The sequence below is a fragment of the Natronomonas gomsonensis genome (assembly GCF_024300825.1).
In the GTDB taxonomy this organism is placed as follows: Archaea; Halobacteriota; Halobacteria; order Halobacteriales; family Haloarculaceae; genus Natronomonas; species Natronomonas gomsonensis.
In genome coordinates, this window is record NZ_CP101323.1 from 3,043,766 (window position 1) to 3,058,801 (window position 15,036).

Consider the following 15,036-nt stretch of genomic DNA (forward strand, 5'->3'; position numbering starts at 1 on the left):
GTCTATTTTAACCATTGTAGCGTGACCGACTCAGAGCGTCAATCTATCAGTCTGGACACTAGTGATTTCGAATCGTGCGCCTCCCTCGTCGCTGTCGGTCACGGTGATCTCCCACCCGTGAGCGTCAACGAACTGCTTGACGATATACAGCCCAAGCCCAGGCCCTCACCGTTGGTTGAGTCCTCTGATTCAAACACCTGCTCACCTACGTCATCAGAGATACCCGGCCCATCGGCTGCCACGTAGAAGCCGTCCTCCAACTCACCAATCGTCACAGGCACGTCCGCAATCCCGTATTCGACCGCATTCCGAATCAAATTCTCCACTACTTGCCGGAGCCGACTCGCATCAGCCTGAATCGTTTGCCCTGTGTCGGTGACCAGCGTCGTATCGGCTGTTGGAATGGTCTGCCAGCACTCACTCACTGTCTCCGCAAGATCGATTGCCTCGACCTCGCTCCGCCTTATCCTCCATCCTTATCTGAACACTGCCGTGAATGGAAACCCAAGAATTATATATTCGTCAACTATCTTGGCTATTGTGGTTTACGAGACAGGAAATCGCACCGTCGACGACGCTGTCGCCCGCGTACTCGACGGCGAGACACTCGACCGCCGGGATGGACTCGCACTGATTGCCCAGCCGGTCGAGCCCCTCGCCGAGGGAGCGGACTACGTCCGCTCCCAGCTCGGCGACGACACTGTCGACGCGTGTTCCATCGTGAATGCGAAGGCGGGAAATTGCGCAGAGGACTGTGGGTTCTGTGCGCAGTCAGTCCACTTCGACACTGGTATCGACACCTACGGCTTTCTTGACCCCGAAGAAATCCTCAAGGCGGCCAAGCAGGCCGAACGCGACGGCGCTCAGCGCTTTGGTGTCGTCGTGGCCGAGAAAGGCGTCTCCAAGGAAAATCGCCCCGACGAGTGGGACGACGTCATCCGCGCAATCCGCTTAGTACGAGACGAAACCGACGTCGAAGTCGACGCCTCCCTCGGGATTCTTACCGAAGAAGAGGCCGCGATTCTTGCGGACGAAGGGCTCAATCACTACAACCATAATATCGAAACCTCGCCGCGGTTCTTCCCCGAAATCGTCGGGACTCATGACTTCGAAGACCGCGTGAAGACGCTCGAAGTCGCCAAAGAAGCCGGCATGGACCTCTGTGCCGGCGTCATCCTAGGTATGGGCGAATCGCCCACCGACCGCGTGGATGCGGCCATCGCGCTCCAGGATATCGGCGTCTCCTCGCTCCCCGTCAACATCCTCAATCCGGTCGCCGGGACAATGTTCGACGACCGAGAGGAAGCACTCATCTCCACGACGGAGACCATCAAGACCATCGCGGTCTACCGGCTGCTCCACCCGCACGCGCGAGTGCGACTCACCGGCGGCCGCGAGGTCAACTTCGCTGAGGACGAGCAACACCTTCCCTTCGAGGCCGGCGCGGATGGCATCCTCACCGGGAACTACCTCACAACCGAGGGCCAGTCCCCCGGCGACGACATCGAGATGATGGAGCAGGCCGGCATGGAGCCCAATACCGAGGTCAACAATTTCGACCCGGAAGAAGTGAAATCCCGTGGCGACGATTCGGCCGACCCCGCGGACACGGCGGTCGGGACAGCCACGAGCAAGGCGGAACCGTCTGATGACTAACAGAGATACAGCAACAGCTATGAACGACATCAACTTCGCCGTTATCGGCACTGGTGGTATCGGCCGTCGCGCACTCGAAGTCTCCGCGGACAAAGACGAACTCACCCCTATCGCAGCCTGCGACCGCCATGGGGTTGCCGTCAACCACGACGGCCTTGATGTGGACGAACTGCTGGCCGCGACGGAGGGGAACATCGCTTCCGACGGCGGGACTACCGTTGAATCCGGCGGTGGCGGCATCAAGGAACACGGCGACGACAAGGGCGTCGTCGCCTCCGCAGAGGCAGTGCCGACGGAGACGCCTATCGAGGCCATCATCGCGGAACACGAGGCCATCGACGCGGTACTCATCGCGCTGCCGAACCTCGAACACGACTTCATCCCGAATGTCGCCGAGCGCTTCGCGAACGCAGGCTACGAGGGCGTCCTCGTCGACGTGCTCAAGCGTTCACGTGTCATCGGCATGCTCGACGACCGTGAGGAACAACTGGAAGAATCAGGCATCACATTTGTCTGCGGTGCGGGCGCGACACCCGGCCTCCTCACGGGCGCGGCGGCACTCGCCGCCCAGTCGTTCATCGAGATCGAGGAGGTCGAAATCTGGTGGGGCGTCGGCCTCAAGTCCGGCTATGAAGACAACCGTGGCACCGTCCGCGAGGACATCGCCCATCTCCCCGACTACGATATCGAATCGGCACGCGTCCTTTCGGACGAGGAGATCGAGGAAATCGTCGACGCTCACGACGGCGTCATCGAGTTCAACGACATGGAGCACGCCGACGACGTGCTTCTCGAACGGGCGGGTATCTGCGACGCTGAGGACGTGACCGTCGGCGGCGTCCTTGACCTTCGCAACGACGAGAAGCCCACAACGACGACCGTCAAAGTCACCGGTCGCACGTTCGATGGCGAGGTCGGTACCAACACGTTCGAACTCGACGACGACACGAGCATGGAAGCCAACGTGAACGGCCCTGCACTCGGCTACCTGAAGGCTGCCGTCCGCCGCAACTGGACCGGCGATTACGGCGTCTACGGGCCTGCCGAGCTCATGCCCGGGTTCTGAACCGTGCAGCAGCAGATGGATCGAGGGTTCGACCTCGAAGCACGCCTCCAGTCCCGGGAAGAGCGTGGGCTCCGTCGCGACCTCGCTCCTGTCGACCGTGTCGAGCCGAGGGCTCGCCGGGTGCCCGACCCCGGTGCCGACGTACCGGCCTTCGACGCCGATGCCGAGGAAATGCTGGTGTTCGCAGCCAACGACTACCTCGGGCTCGCGGGAAACGCCAGACTGGCCGAGGCAGCCGCCCGGACAGCCCATAAAGTCGGCACTGGCGCGGGCGCCAGCCGGCTCGTCGTAGGCGATACATCCGCTCACCGCGACCTCGAACACGCATTGGTCAAATCGAAAGAAACCGAGCGTGCGCTGGCGTTCTCCTCGGGGTACGCCGCCAACGTCGGGACGATTACGGCGCTCGCCCCCGACGTGATCTTCTCCGACGAACTCAACCATGCCTCCATCATCGACGGCTGCCGGCTCTCCGGCGCCGATATCGAGGTGTACGACCACTGTGACGCCAGCGACCTCCGGGCGACCATGGATCGCCGTGCCCGCGAAGCAGATGGGGAGGAATCCTGGCTGGTCGTGACAGATTCGGTATTCAGCATGGATGGCGACATCGCTCCACTCAGAATGATATGTTCGGCCGCTGAGCGCCACGGCGCGTGGGTGATGGTCGACGAAGCCCACGCGACGGGCGTGTACGACGGCGGCGTGGTCGGTCAGCTGGGACTCGAAGACCGGATTCATGTCCAGTTGGGGACCCTCTCGAAGGCGCTCGGTGCCCAGGGCGGGTTCGTCGCCGGGAACGAGGTGCTCATCGAGTACCTGGCGAATGCGGCCCGTTCGTTCGTCTTCTCGACCGGGCTCTCCCCGCCTGCGGCGGGTGCCGCACAGGAGGCGCTACGTATCGCACGGGAGACGGACCGCCCCCAGACGCTCCAGGATCACGCCGATTACCTCCGGTCGGGGTTTGAGGACCTCGGCTTCGAGGTGCTCGGTGAGACCCACATCCTGCCCGTGCTGGTCGGAGACCGGGAGGATGCGGTCGCGCTCGATGAAGCGCTCCGCGACCGCGGGGTGCTCGCCCCTGCCATCCGCCCGCCGACCGTTCCGGTGGGGATGTCACGGCTGCGCGTCGCTCCCACAGCCGCTCACACGCGCGAGCAACTCGACCGCTGTCTCGACGCGTTCGAGGCCGCCGGTGAGGAGGTGGGGCTGCGATGAGTCTCTTCGTGCTTGGCACCGGGACAGGTGTCGGCAAGACCGTCATCACCGCCGGCCTCGTGGGCTGGTTCCGCGACCGCGGCCGCGATGCGGTCGGTATCAAGCCCGCACAGACCGGCTTTCCACCGGACGACGACGCCGGCTTCGTCGCCGAAGCCGCGGGAAGCGAGGACGCCAGTATCTGCCCGCGCTATCTCGAACCCGCGCTTGCCCCGGCAGTTGCCGCAGATGTAGAAGATGTCGCCCTCTCTTACGACGAGATCCTACAGGGTTGTCGGCGCGAACTAGAGGCTGCCGACCCGGGTATCGTCGAAGGGATTGGCGGTCTCCGGGTGCCGCTCGCTGAGGGGATGGAGGTCGTCGACCTAGCCACCGATCTCGGATTACCGACGCTCGTAGTCGCACGCTCGGGACTCGGCACGCTCAATCACAGCGCGCTGACCGTCAAGGCTCTCGAACGGCGCGGTCTTGACGTGTGCGGTGTCGTCCTCAACGATTACGCTGGCGAAACGCTCGCCGAGCGGACGAACCCCGACGTACTCGAATCGATGGTCGATCTGCCTGTGTACACAGTGCCGGGACTCGACCTGGACACGCCGGGCGAAGCGGTGACAGCGGTAAAGGAAAACCTTCCGCTGAGCGTATTACCTGAATAGCGCCTACGACGGACCCAGAGGAATTGATAGATTCCGGGATTGATCCCTCTCAATGCCGTATGCATTGAGACGACCAGTCTCAACTTCTGTCAATATCGATTTACTTGCTTCACGAAGCGGAAGAGTAGGTTAGTTACATTCGCCCTTTCGGCTTTACTTCCCCCTGACCGACGCGATCCTGTCGCGTTCTGTGGATTCAAAAGAGCAGTCTTACCAGTACAATCGCTGGTGGCTAGCAGCAAATATTAATTCAGATTATGGGGCCTTCCAACGGAATTGTGATATTGTGCGGGCCAGCTGGAGTCGTCTCAGCGACTGGAAAAGAGTCCAGTAATAATTGTTTGATACTCGTGGGGTCAGGCGAGCATCTCTGACCAGACGCGATAATGGTTAAGCTCAGGGGACACGATTAGTTGACCGCATCCGTTGTTTGCCAGACTAACCCCAATAATAGGTAGTGGCATGATAGTACATAAAAACTTGGCTCTGTAGCCCCGCCACTACTGTTTAGAGGTGGGTGTCTGATGAATCGGTGTTACCGCTTCGAATATTTGTCAGAGTGAGAGTCCAGACGGCACCACACTCCATACATTCAATGGTCGCAGATTTGGAGGCGCCCCCACGTGTAAAGTCCGTTACATCGTGTCCACAATCACATTCGAAATTCACTTCCATACCTGATAAACAAGAGCCAATCGATAAATAGTCTGATTATCTCCTTTCGAAGACTCACTGCATACCTGAGAATATTCTCAGCTAATTCATCTGTTCTCCTTGTACTCGGCAACGACCTCCTGCATCGACTGCTTGCCGTCGCCGAACAGCATTACCGTGTTGTCCCGGGCGAACAGGGGGTTCGGAATGCCCGAGAAGCCAGGGCTGAGACTCCGCTTGTTCACGACGACGGTGCCGGCTTCGTAGACGTTCAACACTGGCATCCCGGAGATGGGGCTGCCATCGGCCTCGTTGGCCCGCGGATTCACGACGTCGTTCGCGCCGATGACGATGACGACGTCCGTCTGGGAGAACGTCGGATTAATCTCCTCGAGTTCCTTCATCTTGTCGTAGGGAACGTCCGCCTCGGCCAGCAGCACGTTCATGTGGCCAGGCATTCGGCCAGCGACGGGGTGAATGCCGAACTCCACCTCGACGCCGTCCTCATCGAGCAGCTCGGCGAATTCGGCGACAGCGTGCTGGGCCTGCGCGACTGCCATCCCGTACCCGGGCACGATAACGACGCGGTTGGCCGTATCGAGCAGCATCTCGAGTTCCTCTGGGGACGTCTCGGTGATGTTGCCCTCGTAGATGTCGTCCATCTCCTCCGAGGTGGCCGTCTCGCCGAAGCCGCCGAACAGCACATTGGCGAGCGACCGGTTCATCGACTCACACATGATGACCGTGAGGATCATCCCGGCAGCGCCCACGAGCGTCCCGGCGATGATCAGCGCGGTGTTACTCAAGACGAAACCGGTCCCTGCGGCAGCTAGCCCGGAGTAGGCGTTCAGCAACGCGATGACGACCGGCATGTCGGCGCCGCCGATCGAGATGACGAGCATCACGCCGAGAATCGACGCAGCGGCGATAAGTACCCAGAACGCCGGGACGACCGCCCCTTGGAGGACGCCCGCCAGCAGATCGGGCTGGATGACGATGTAGGCGCCTGCGAGGACGGCAACCCCGAGTAACAGGGCCTTGACGACGTGTTCGCCGGTGTAGCGGATCGCCGATCCGGAGATCAGGCCGTGGAGTTTCCCAGCGGCGACCATACTCCCGGTGAACGTGACGGCCCCGATAATTCCCGAGGCGGCGGCCGCGATAGCCAGGTCGGCCGGGAACGCCCCAGCCGTCGTCGTCTGGAACTCGATCAGCTCGGCGCCAGCGACGAGTGCGGAGGCCCCGCCGCCGAAGCCGTTGAAGACGCCGACGAGTTGCGGCATTTCGGTCATCTCCACTTTGATCGCAAGGCCGGCACCGACGAGCCCACCGACCGCAAGCCCGCCGATTAGCACCGCCGGTGAGAGAATCTCGAACCACAGGACCGTGGCGGCGACGGCGATTAGCATCCCGCCCGCCGAGGTGAGGTTCCCCCGGACCGCGGTCCTGGGGTGAGTCATGTCGCGAAGCCCCTGAATGAACAGGATTGCCGCTAACAGGTAGATTAGCCGGAGGACCGAATCGGAGAATAACTCAACCATCTTACCGACCCCCTCCGTGGAAGTCTTCGAGCATGAAGTGACTCACGAGGTAACCGCCGACGACGTTGATTGTCGCCATGACGACCGCCAGGAACCCCAGCACCGTTGCCACTGTCGTGGAGCCGGAGCCGGCGACTACGACCGCGCCGACGAGCGTAATCCCCGTGATGGCGTTGGCTCCAGACATCAGCGGCGTGTGCAGCGTCGCCGGAATCTTCGTTATGACCGAGTAGCCGAGGAACGCCGCCAAGACGAACAGCGTCAGGTGGGTAATGATGTCGGCCACGGCTACGCACCTCCCTCCAGGCGGACCGCTACATCCGCGGACGCATCACCACTCTCTGACGCCGGTTTTCGGTTAATCTTCATCATCGACCTCCACGTCGGCGGCCTCCTCGCCAGAACCGTCGTTCTGGTCATCTTCGGACGCCTCGTCCGGATCGGGTCGCTCCGCCGGGTGAGTCCACTGCACCTCCCCGGCGTGGGTGAGCATTGTCGAGTCCACGATCTCGTCATCAGTATCGATCTCGCCGGTGTCATCGTCGTAGAGATTCTCCAGGAAGTTCGCGATGTTGTTGCTGTATAGCTGGCTGGCGTGGTGGGAGACGGTCGCGGGCAAATTCGTCGGCCCGTGAATCGTGACGCCATCGTGTTCGACCGTCTCGTCTGGAACGGTAAGTTCGCAGTTCCCTCCCGTCGCCGCCGACAGGTCGATGATTACCGACCCGGGATCCATTCCCTCCACCATCTCGGTCGTGACCAGTTCCGGGGCGGGCCGACCGGGGACGGCGGCGGTCGTGATGACGACGTCGGACTCTCCAACGACGCGGGTCAGTTCCTTGCGCTGTTGTTCGAGGAATTCGTCGTCCATTTCGCGGGCGTACCCTTCGTCGTCGCCGGATCCTTCGGTCTCGAGGTCGAGTTCGACGAAGTCAGCGCCGAGGCTTTCGACCTCTTGTTTGACCTCTAAGCGGATGTCGTAGCCGCGGACGGAGGCGCCGAGGCGGTCGGCGGTCGCGATGGCCTGCAGCCCGGCAACACCGGCGCCGACGACGAACACCTCCGACGGCTGGACGGTCCCGGCGGCCGTCATCTGCAGCGGGTACATCTTCGGGAGCGCCTCGGCGGCCACGATCGCCGACTTGTAGCCGCCGATGCTCGCTTGTGAAGTCAGAGCGTCCATGCTCTGGGCCCGGCTGATTCGCGGGATGAGTTCGAGGGCGAGAGCGGTGACACCACGGTCGGCCAGTAGCTCTAGCTCCTCATCGAGGTCATAGGGGCCGAGTTGGCCGACGACGACTTGCCCCTCCGTGTAGGGGTCGACATCGTCGCCCGGGGTGGCCCCGAGTGCTCGGACCTGCACAATGATATCTGCGCGTTCAAAAACGGTCTCGCGGTCCTCGAGGACATCACAACCGACCTCGCGGTAGTCGGCGTCGGCCCAGTCAGAGCCTTCGCCGGCAGTCGCAGCGACGCAGACCTCGTGACCGTCCTCGATTAGGTCTTTGGCGGCGGGGGGAACGAGCGCGACCCGCGTCTCGTCTTCAGCGGTCTCTCTGGGAATTCCGATTATCACGGCCCATCACCCGATAGAGGGATTTGATCGCGATCATCCGGAAAACATGTTTCATACATTTCACTTATCATCTGTCTCCTTCATCTTTGTTTTGGACATATATTTTCTCCATCGAGAAATCTTACCATATCAAACTTAAATATTCAGGTAGAGGCGATATTACCGTAACATTGTCCGCTTATCAGATTCGAGCGTAACTGAGATCGAAACGTTTGGAGATGCATCCGTGAGAGTTGTTGGTCGGACGGTAGACAGTGTTAATCGGTAGCATGACAATAAGCCCGAATAGAGCGGAGGCTGTAGTAACATGGCCACTATGGAGCGAGGAAATAACATATTGAAGCAAGCAATCACGCTTGTCAAACAAGAGCGTTCATCAATTAACGCAGAGCAATGTGCTTTCGAGGCGTTCCGCGAGTCGGTCAGCCGAGCCCGACCGGCCACTGCCGGCGGTGGAACACAGACCAGAAGCCTACTCGAAGCATACAAAGAGAGGGTTATGTCGACGCCGGATTTCGAATCTGCCTACGACGAACCGGTTTCTGAAAGTCTCGAAGCAGAGTTCTCGCCGTCGCTGGCGAGTGCGCTCCAAGAGAACGAACCAGTGACCCAGCAGTTCAAACGTAATCTACTGGTCGAGACGACCGCAGCTATCGATTCGCGAACCCGATTTCTCCAAGCGCTGGAGGCCGAACACGAATCGATTCGAACCGTTCAGAAGACCGTTATAGACATCGATGACACGCTTCAGGAACTGCCGGTCTGTTCGTTACAATGTCTCCAGTTCGAGCGGTTCGTCGATGTCTGGGAGACCTGTGAACAAGCTGTCGAGCGATGCGACAGACGTTCCGAACAGCGACAATGCCACATCGCCGACCGTCAGACCACCGACAATCGTACGAACATCGGGACACACGCGCTTAACGCCTACCTCTACGACGATATCGAAACTCGATTTCCAGCGTTGTATGCCCTCGCCGAAACCCGACGATGTATCGAACAATATCGTGGTGGGGTGACCAGACCGGCTAGCCATACATCCGATGGCAACCGCGACTGTGGCTCCAGAATATTGTCGAATTGATATCTCTGCCAAGACCGTCCAGCCCTATCGTTCGGGCACCTTCTTGCGGACGAACTCGATGATATTCTGCATTACTACAAGTCGTAAAGGCCTCCCGAACGTTCACGGAGACGATACCGCCAAGACAATCGTGTCCTTGAAAAAGACATAAGTCCGCTAATCAAAAATCGAGAGGTCTGATTTATTGATTATGCGTAGACTGATGAACCTAGATACCACCAATAATCGATGTGTAAACCGCTTTCTCATCAATTGAGCGCACGTCCCTCAACGTTGCGTGTGTGCGAGGATGTTCTAAGAATAATTGTATTAAAGTGTATTATTCTCAAAATTACACGAGAGTCTATCGAGCTAGTATAATAGTCACTTTCAGTCTGACTTGTCAATTGGGTCATATACGTTTTCTCGAGCGGGGAAAGTCCCCTCTCGTACTTCCTTGGTATACGTCTTTACAGCTTCCTCGATAATTGAATCAAGATTCGCGTACTGTTTTGAAAGTTTGAGTGAGTCACCACCGAGACCTAAGACATCGGTGATGACCAGTACTTGACCGTCTACGTACCGTCCCGACCCGATTCCGATAGTAGGTACGTCTACCGCTTCAGTAACCTGTTTTCCTGTTTCCTCAGTGACTGCTTCGAGAACAATAGAGAAGACGCCGGCTTCTTCTAATTGAGTGGCTGTATCCACGATCGCTTCTAGGGTTACTGATGTATCGTGTCCACGTCCCTGAACGTACCCTCCGCCGATCTGATTCATTCTCTGGGGGGTAAGGCCGATATGGCCTTGTACGGGTATTCCGAGTTCGGTGAGGCGGTCGATGATCTCGATTGTGGTTTCCCCGTATGGTGCTGTTTCTAACTTCACAGCATCGGCTCCTGCCTCTTTCAGAAATCGACCTGCATTCTTGACTGACTCTTCGATAGATGTTCCGTAGCTTAGAAATGGTAAATCACTAATAAGCATTGCATTTTCAACAGTACGGTTAACAGCTGCAGTCAACGACAGCGCCTCTTCTAGCGTCACCGGTAGTGTTGAGTCGTAGCCGAGGTGGTTGTCCCCTGCGGAATCGCCGACAAGAATCATATCAATTCCACTAGTATCAACTTGACCTGCGATTGGAGCATCGTAGGCAGTCAGCATCGTCAATGGCTCATTACTTTCATACTTTTCGTACAGTTCTGGGATTGACAAACGCGACATAGTGCTTGTTTCTTGTTCCCAGTATTTAAATCTCTGTAAGGGCCCCTATATATCATGGTGAAGTAGTGTCCTTTCCCGTGGTGATACTCTAATTAGACGGATTCCAACCTCTGAAGACTGATTTGATCCGTTTTATGCAGATCTTCTAATTGACTATTTCCTCTCTTAATTTATCCTTTTTGACGGAGTAACAAGTCGTCTCTGCTTAAACCTAATGTTCAGAAAATGGCAGAGGAATCTTTCAATATTCAATCTACAGTCGCTCAATGAATTGTTATTATTATGTTCCGCATTATCGAACTTCTTCGTGATATTTCGTATATACTTCCGCTGTATCAATTCTACTGACACTCAAATCCTCCACACCACTTGAAATTCAGTTCTTAAATAATAAAAACGTAGCTAAATCGCATCTTGCTCGCATTCGATACGCCCCGAAGACCCCGTGACTTTTGTTCTTCATTTTCGAACAACATTGAGCGGGTAACTCGTGATCTGGCTGGTTCATCACTAATACGGGGTGACGGACTTCTATGGCGTGGGAGTTACTGAAACGAGAGGAGTGTCCGTTGACGTAAATATCTCATCAGCCCATTACAAATCTATGGTTGTAATATCTAGCACTCACAACCCCCGCGGTTGAAAATTTCGCTCACGGTCAGCTGGGTCCCGCAATCACTGCACCGGATTTGGATATTGACGATCACATCAAAGTCCCCGAGTGTGATTCGTTCTTTCTCTCGGAGAGACCTGAGGCTATTGGCAGTGACAGCGACCATACGGTTCTGGAGACGATGTATTGTATCTTGTTCCGTCTCGGGATTCTCCGAGACATTCGACTCTGGTGCAGACGCATCTCGATATTTCGTTAGGTAAGTGTGAATCGCTTGATGTGAGACAAAATCCGACGTGAGTGACTCGGTGTCGATCTCCTCGCGTTCGAGCCGCCGTTCGGCCCGCACACGACTGCCGGCACTCACCTCGTCGCTGGTCAGTAACTTGTATAGATTCTCAGCTTCGCCGTCGAGTACCTGCATCCCGGCGTTCTCCATCGCTTCATGTAAAACTCGTTGGTTAAAGAAATCTTCGAGTTCGCGAAGACTCATTCCCGCATTATCATCTGCAGTCCAGTGATGTTCAAGTTCCGATCCGATGTCACCCAATCCTCTGTCCACAATAACTCTCTTAACCTTGCTCTGTTGGTGGTTTGCCTCGGAATCGTCGTTCACCTTTGATTTTTGTTTGCTAGTCATCTCGCTAGTAAAACCGGGAGCCAGAGAAAAAACTGTTTCGCATACTCAAACCACTCGGCTCCCCGAAACCACTCCAATTCACTTGCCGACCGGTATTTCATACGTTATCTAGTTCGTCTCAACCCGTTCTAATAATAGGTGGTCGTTCGAGTAAGCGGAACCTTAATTATTGGTAAGTGATAACAGCAGTCTATGGGGACAACAAACGATACCAAACGAACGGTCAAGGCGGCCGAGACCACGTTCACAATACTCGAAACACTGAAGCGGCACGATGGGATGCGGTTGACCGAACTCGCGTCCGAGTTAGGGATGGCAAAGAGCACCGTCCATCGATACCTGCAGACCCTCCTCCAGAAACAGTACTTGGTCAAGGACGCGAATATGTATCATGTTAGTCTTCGATTCTTGGATCTTGGAGAGTACGCTCGGAATAGACAGGAAGGGTACCAGATGGCGAAACAGAAGGTCGAGGAAGTTGCTGAAGAGACTCAAGAGCGTGCTCAGTTCATCGTCGAAGAACACGGTCAGGCGGTCTACGTCCACCGCAAAGCCGGCACCCATGCGGTCCAGACAGACCCAGGTATCGGGAAACGTATAGATCTCCATTCGACATCCGCCGGGAAAGCCATCATCGCAGAGTGGTCCGACGAAGAGATTCAGGCTTTCGTTGACCACTGGGGACTGCCCTCACGGACATCACATACTATCACTGATTTTGAAACGCTCATGGAGACAGTTGACGACATTCGTGACTGTGGGTACGCCGTGAACCGGCAAGAAAACATTGAAGGACTCTGTGCGATTGGTGTCTCTATCTGTGGCCCTGACGACGAGGTCATCGGTGCACTGAGCGTTTCCGCCCCCACGAACCGGATGAAGGGTGACTGGTTCGAGCAGGAACTCCCCGATATGCTCCTCGGAATTACCAACGAGATCGAACTCAACATCCGGTACTCGTAACCGACTCCTAATTAACGAGCAGTATGCGTTCTTCATTCTCGAACGACTACACGAGCCAAATATGTGATCTCCACTACGAATATATTTTCTACACGATATAATCGGCCTTTCGTGGCCATATAGAAATGCAAAAACTGTTCTATTCTTTAGAACGCTTTATTCTGTTGTTCTAGTGAAAGTTCCACGTATCATGGAGGCGGACAGTGGTACGCTCCGGGTTGATGCTCACACCTTTATTTACAAATTTCCATAGGCAAATTTATAAATATAGATATTTTATTATACCTATATGTCCGCCGTCATTCTGTTTAAATATTGGGTGCTTCGCCGCCGAACTCCTCGATGAGTTCGGGGACGACCTCGAAGAGGTCGTCGACGATACCGTAGTCGGCGATGTCGTAGATGGGTGCGTTGGGGTCGGTGTTGATGGCGACGATGGTGTCGGCGCCCTTCATGCCGGCGACGTGCTGGACGGCCCCGGAGATACCGATGGCGATGTACACGTCGGGCGTGACGACCTTCCCGGACTGGCCGACCTGTCGGTTCTTCGGCAGCCAGCCGTTGTCGACGATGGGTCGCGACGAGGACAGCGTCGCGCCGAGGGTGTCGGCGAGTTCCTCGACGAGCGGGAGGTTCTCCTCCTCGTCGATACCGCGACCGATGGAGACGAGCACGTCAGCTTCGGTGATGTCGACGTCGCCGCCGCCGACCTCTTCGAAGCCGTTGACGGTCGTCCCGAGGGCGTCCTCGTCGATGTCGACGTCGAAGGCCTCGATTGCGGCGTCGCCGGCCGCTTCGGCCTTCGGCCACTCCGCCGGCCGGATGGTCAGCGCGTAGTCGTCGGCGTCGATGTCGTAGGTCGTCTCGACCTTGCCACCGTACTGTTCGCGGGTGACTTCGAGGTTGCCGTTCGTCTCGAAGTCGATGACGTCGGTGACGAGCGGAAGGTCGAGTTGCTCGGCGACCGACGGTGCGTAGTCGAGACCGTTAACCGAGTTCGGCATCAACAGCGCCGTCGGCTCGACCTCTGTGGCCAACTGCTCGATGGCCTGGGTGTAGACGCCGTGGTTGAACTCCTCGCCCTCGTCGACGGTGTAGATGGTGTCGACGCCGTCGCGGTTTACGTCCTCGGCGAAGCCCTCGACGTCGCCGCCGATGACGGCGAGTTCGAGGTCGGTGCCGAGGTCGTCTGCCAGTTCGCGGCCGGCCGTGACGAGTTCGTAGGACACGTCACGAACCTCGCCGCGGCGGTGTTCGGTAATTGCGAGAACGGTCATCCTTCGACGACCCCCTTGTCGCGGAGGAACGTAGCCAGTTCCCCTGCGGTCTCCTCTGCGCTCCCCTCCCAGAGCGTCGCATCGCCCTCGGATTCCGGTTCGTACATGTCGGTTCGCTCGACCGGCGATTCGACGACGCTGTCGTCGAGACCGAGGTCATCGAGCGTGTGGACATCCAGCGGCTTGCGTTGGGCCTGCCGGATACCGCGGAGGCTCGCGTAGCGCGGCTCGTTGATACCGGTCTGGATGGTCAACACGGACGGGAGTTCGACGTCGGTGAGTTCCTCGATGCCACCTTCGAGTTCGCGGTGGACGGAGGCGACGCCCGCCTCGATGTCGAGGTCGAGGGCGTTGACGACGGCGGCCCACTCGAATCCGATGCGGTCGGCGAGAGCGACGCCGGTCGCGCCGTTGGCGTCGTCGCCGGCCTGGACGCCGGAGAGGATGAAGTCGGGGTCTTCCTCTTCGACGACGGCGGCGAGGATGTCGGCTTTCGACTCGACGTCGAGGAACTGGGCGTTCTCGAGGGAGTCGTCCCACACGCGGAGCGCGCGGTCTGCGCCCTTCGCCAGCGCCATCCGAACGGTCTCCTCGGCGCGTTCGGGGCCGATGGTGACGGTGACGACTTCCACGTCGTCGTTCTCCTCCGAAATCTGTACGGCTTCCTCAACGGCGTAGTCGTCCCACTCGTTGAGATCATACTCGAGGGAGCCCTCGTCGATGTCGAGTCCCGAAATCTGGAACTCGTCGTCGACCTCGGCCACCTCTTTGACGGTGACGAGTATTTTCATAGCGGCTAGTCACCGGATATGACGACTGTCCGTGGTTAAACGTTTCCGAATCGTACGGCGTTTGTCACAGGTTAAGAATCCGCTGAACAGTGTTTAAC

13 protein-coding genes and 1 pseudogene are annotated in these 15,036 nt (G+C 57.7%); 6 read left to right on the plus strand and 8 right to left on the minus strand.

Annotated features, from left to right (window positions below; all coding sequences use genetic code 11):
• Positions 1-30: 30 nt before the first annotated feature.
• Positions 31-425 (minus strand): annotated as a pseudogene (locus tag NMP98_RS19570) (sensor histidine kinase).
• 115 nt (positions 426-540) lie between these two features.
• Between NMP98_RS19570 and bioB the strand changes: the two are divergent.
• From bioB to bioD, 4 genes are read left to right on the plus strand one after another with little or no spacing between them, the layout of a single operon-like run.
• On the plus strand, positions 541-1,656 hold the full coding sequence (gene bioB, locus NMP98_RS16070; protein ID WP_254858871.1) for a biotin synthase BioB: 1,116 nt from the start codon (positions 541-543) through the stop codon (positions 1,654-1,656).
• Between the two features lie 19 nt (positions 1,657-1,675).
• Positions 1,676-2,722, plus strand: a complete 1,047-nt coding sequence (bioU, locus tag NMP98_RS16075) for a (S)-8-amino-7-oxononanoate synthase BioU (RefSeq protein ID WP_254858872.1) — start codon at positions 1,676-1,678, stop codon at positions 2,720-2,722.
• Positions 2,723-2,737: 15 nt separating this feature from the next.
• On the plus strand, positions 2,738-3,940 hold the full coding sequence (locus NMP98_RS16080; protein ID WP_254858873.1) for an aminotransferase class I/II-fold pyridoxal phosphate-dependent enzyme: 1,203 nt from the start codon (positions 2,738-2,740) through the stop codon (positions 3,938-3,940).
• Positions 3,937-4,596: a dethiobiotin synthase gene (gene bioD / locus NMP98_RS16085; RefSeq protein ID WP_254858874.1), complete on the plus strand. Its 660-nt coding sequence runs from the start codon at positions 3,937-3,939 to the stop codon at positions 4,594-4,596. Before NMP98_RS16080 ends, bioD begins: the two co-directional genes overlap by 4 nt.
• Positions 4,597-5,357: 761 nt before the next feature.
• Here the strand turns inward: bioD and NMP98_RS16090 are convergent.
• The 3 genes from NMP98_RS16090 to NMP98_RS16100 form a co-directional block, all read right to left on the minus strand.
• Positions 5,358-6,791 carry an NAD(P)(+) transhydrogenase (Re/Si-specific) subunit beta gene (locus NMP98_RS16090; RefSeq protein ID WP_254858875.1) on the minus strand — a complete coding sequence of 478 codons (1,434 nt, stop codon included), beginning with the start codon at positions 6,789-6,791 and terminating at the stop codon, positions 5,358-5,360.
• 1 nt (position 6,792) lies between these two features.
• Positions 6,793-7,077 carry an NAD(P) transhydrogenase subunit alpha part 2 gene (locus NMP98_RS16095; RefSeq protein WP_254858776.1) on the minus strand — a complete coding sequence of 95 codons (285 nt, stop codon included), beginning with the start codon at positions 7,075-7,077 and terminating at the stop codon, positions 6,793-6,795.
• A gap of 72 nt (positions 7,078-7,149) precedes the next feature.
• Positions 7,150-8,367: a Re/Si-specific NAD(P)(+) transhydrogenase subunit alpha gene (locus tag NMP98_RS16100; RefSeq protein WP_254858876.1), complete on the minus strand. Its 1,218-nt coding sequence runs from the start codon at positions 8,365-8,367 to the stop codon at positions 7,150-7,152.
• A 316-nt stretch (positions 8,368-8,683) separates the two neighbouring features.
• On the opposite strand from NMP98_RS16100, the gene NMP98_RS16105 reads away from it, so the two are divergent.
• Positions 8,684-9,451 carry a DUF7260 family protein gene (locus NMP98_RS16105; RefSeq protein WP_438269635.1) on the plus strand — a complete coding sequence of 256 codons (768 nt, stop codon included), beginning with the start codon at positions 8,684-8,686 and terminating at the stop codon, positions 9,449-9,451.
• Between the two features lie 369 nt (positions 9,452-9,820).
• On the opposite strand, the gene panB is transcribed toward NMP98_RS16105, so the two are convergent.
• Both panB and rdfA read right to left on the minus strand, forming a co-directional pair.
• Positions 9,821-10,654, minus strand: a complete 834-nt coding sequence (gene panB, locus NMP98_RS16110) for a 3-methyl-2-oxobutanoate hydroxymethyltransferase (RefSeq protein WP_254858878.1) — start codon at positions 10,652-10,654, stop codon at positions 9,821-9,823.
• Between the two features lie 617 nt (positions 10,655-11,271).
• The gene (gene rdfA, locus NMP98_RS16115) at positions 11,272-11,907 is read right to left on the minus strand and encodes a rod-determining factor RdfA (protein WP_254858879.1); all 636 of its coding nucleotides are present in this window, start codon (positions 11,905-11,907) and stop codon (positions 11,272-11,274) included.
• 192 nt (positions 11,908-12,099) lie between these two features.
• Between rdfA and NMP98_RS16120 the strand changes: the two genes are divergently transcribed.
• A complete protein-coding gene (locus tag NMP98_RS16120) occupies positions 12,100-12,870 on the plus strand; it encodes an IclR family transcriptional regulator (protein WP_254858880.1) in 771 nt (256 codons plus the stop codon).
• Positions 12,871-13,178: 308 nt separating this feature from the next.
• Here the strand turns inward: NMP98_RS16120 and NMP98_RS16125 are convergent, their stop codons facing one another.
• Both NMP98_RS16125 and NMP98_RS16130 read right to left on the minus strand, forming a co-directional pair.
• Complete coding sequence (locus NMP98_RS16125) at positions 13,179-14,147, minus strand: electron transfer flavoprotein subunit alpha/FixB family protein (protein ID WP_254858881.1); 969 nt, start codon at positions 14,145-14,147, stop codon at positions 13,179-13,181.
• Positions 14,144-14,938, minus strand: coding sequence for an electron transfer flavoprotein subunit beta/FixA family protein (locus NMP98_RS16130; protein ID WP_254858882.1), 795 nt, complete (start codon positions 14,936-14,938; stop codon positions 14,144-14,146). Before NMP98_RS16130 ends, NMP98_RS16125 begins: the two co-directional genes overlap by 4 nt.
• Between the last annotated feature and the right edge of the window lie 98 nt (positions 14,939-15,036).

Bases quoted from the DNA above. Each gene is read 5' to 3' on its own strand.
- NMP98_RS16120 (WP_254858880.1), top strand. From the start codon at position 12,100: ATGGGGACAACAAACGATACCAAACGAACGGTCAAGGCGGCCGAGACC.
- NMP98_RS16130 (WP_254858882.1), bottom strand. From the start codon at position 14,938: ATGAAAATACTCGTCACCGTCAAAGAGGTGGCCGAGGTCGACGACGAG.
- NMP98_RS16080 (WP_254858873.1), top strand. From the start codon at position 2,738: ATGGATCGAGGGTTCGACCTCGAAGCACGCCTCCAGTCCCGGGAAGAG.
- NMP98_RS16105 (WP_438269635.1), top strand. From the start codon at position 8,684: ATGGAGCGAGGAAATAACATATTGAAGCAAGCAATCACGCTTGTCAAA.
- panB (WP_254858878.1), bottom strand. From the start codon at position 10,654: ATGTCGCGTTTGTCAATCCCAGAACTGTACGAAAAGTATGAAAGTAAT.
- bioU (WP_254858872.1), top strand. From the start codon at position 1,676: ATGAACGACATCAACTTCGCCGTTATCGGCACTGGTGGTATCGGCCGT.
- rdfA (WP_254858879.1), bottom strand. From the start codon at position 11,907: ATGACTAGCAAACAAAAATCAAAGGTGAACGACGATTCCGAGGCAAAC.
- bioD (WP_254858874.1), top strand. From the start codon at position 3,937: ATGAGTCTCTTCGTGCTTGGCACCGGGACAGGTGTCGGCAAGACCGTC.
- NMP98_RS16125 (WP_254858881.1), bottom strand. From the start codon at position 14,147: ATGACCGTTCTCGCAATTACCGAACACCGCCGCGGCGAGGTTCGTGAC.
- NMP98_RS16090 (WP_254858875.1), bottom strand. From the start codon at position 6,791: ATGGTTGAGTTATTCTCCGATTCGGTCCTCCGGCTAATCTACCTGTTA.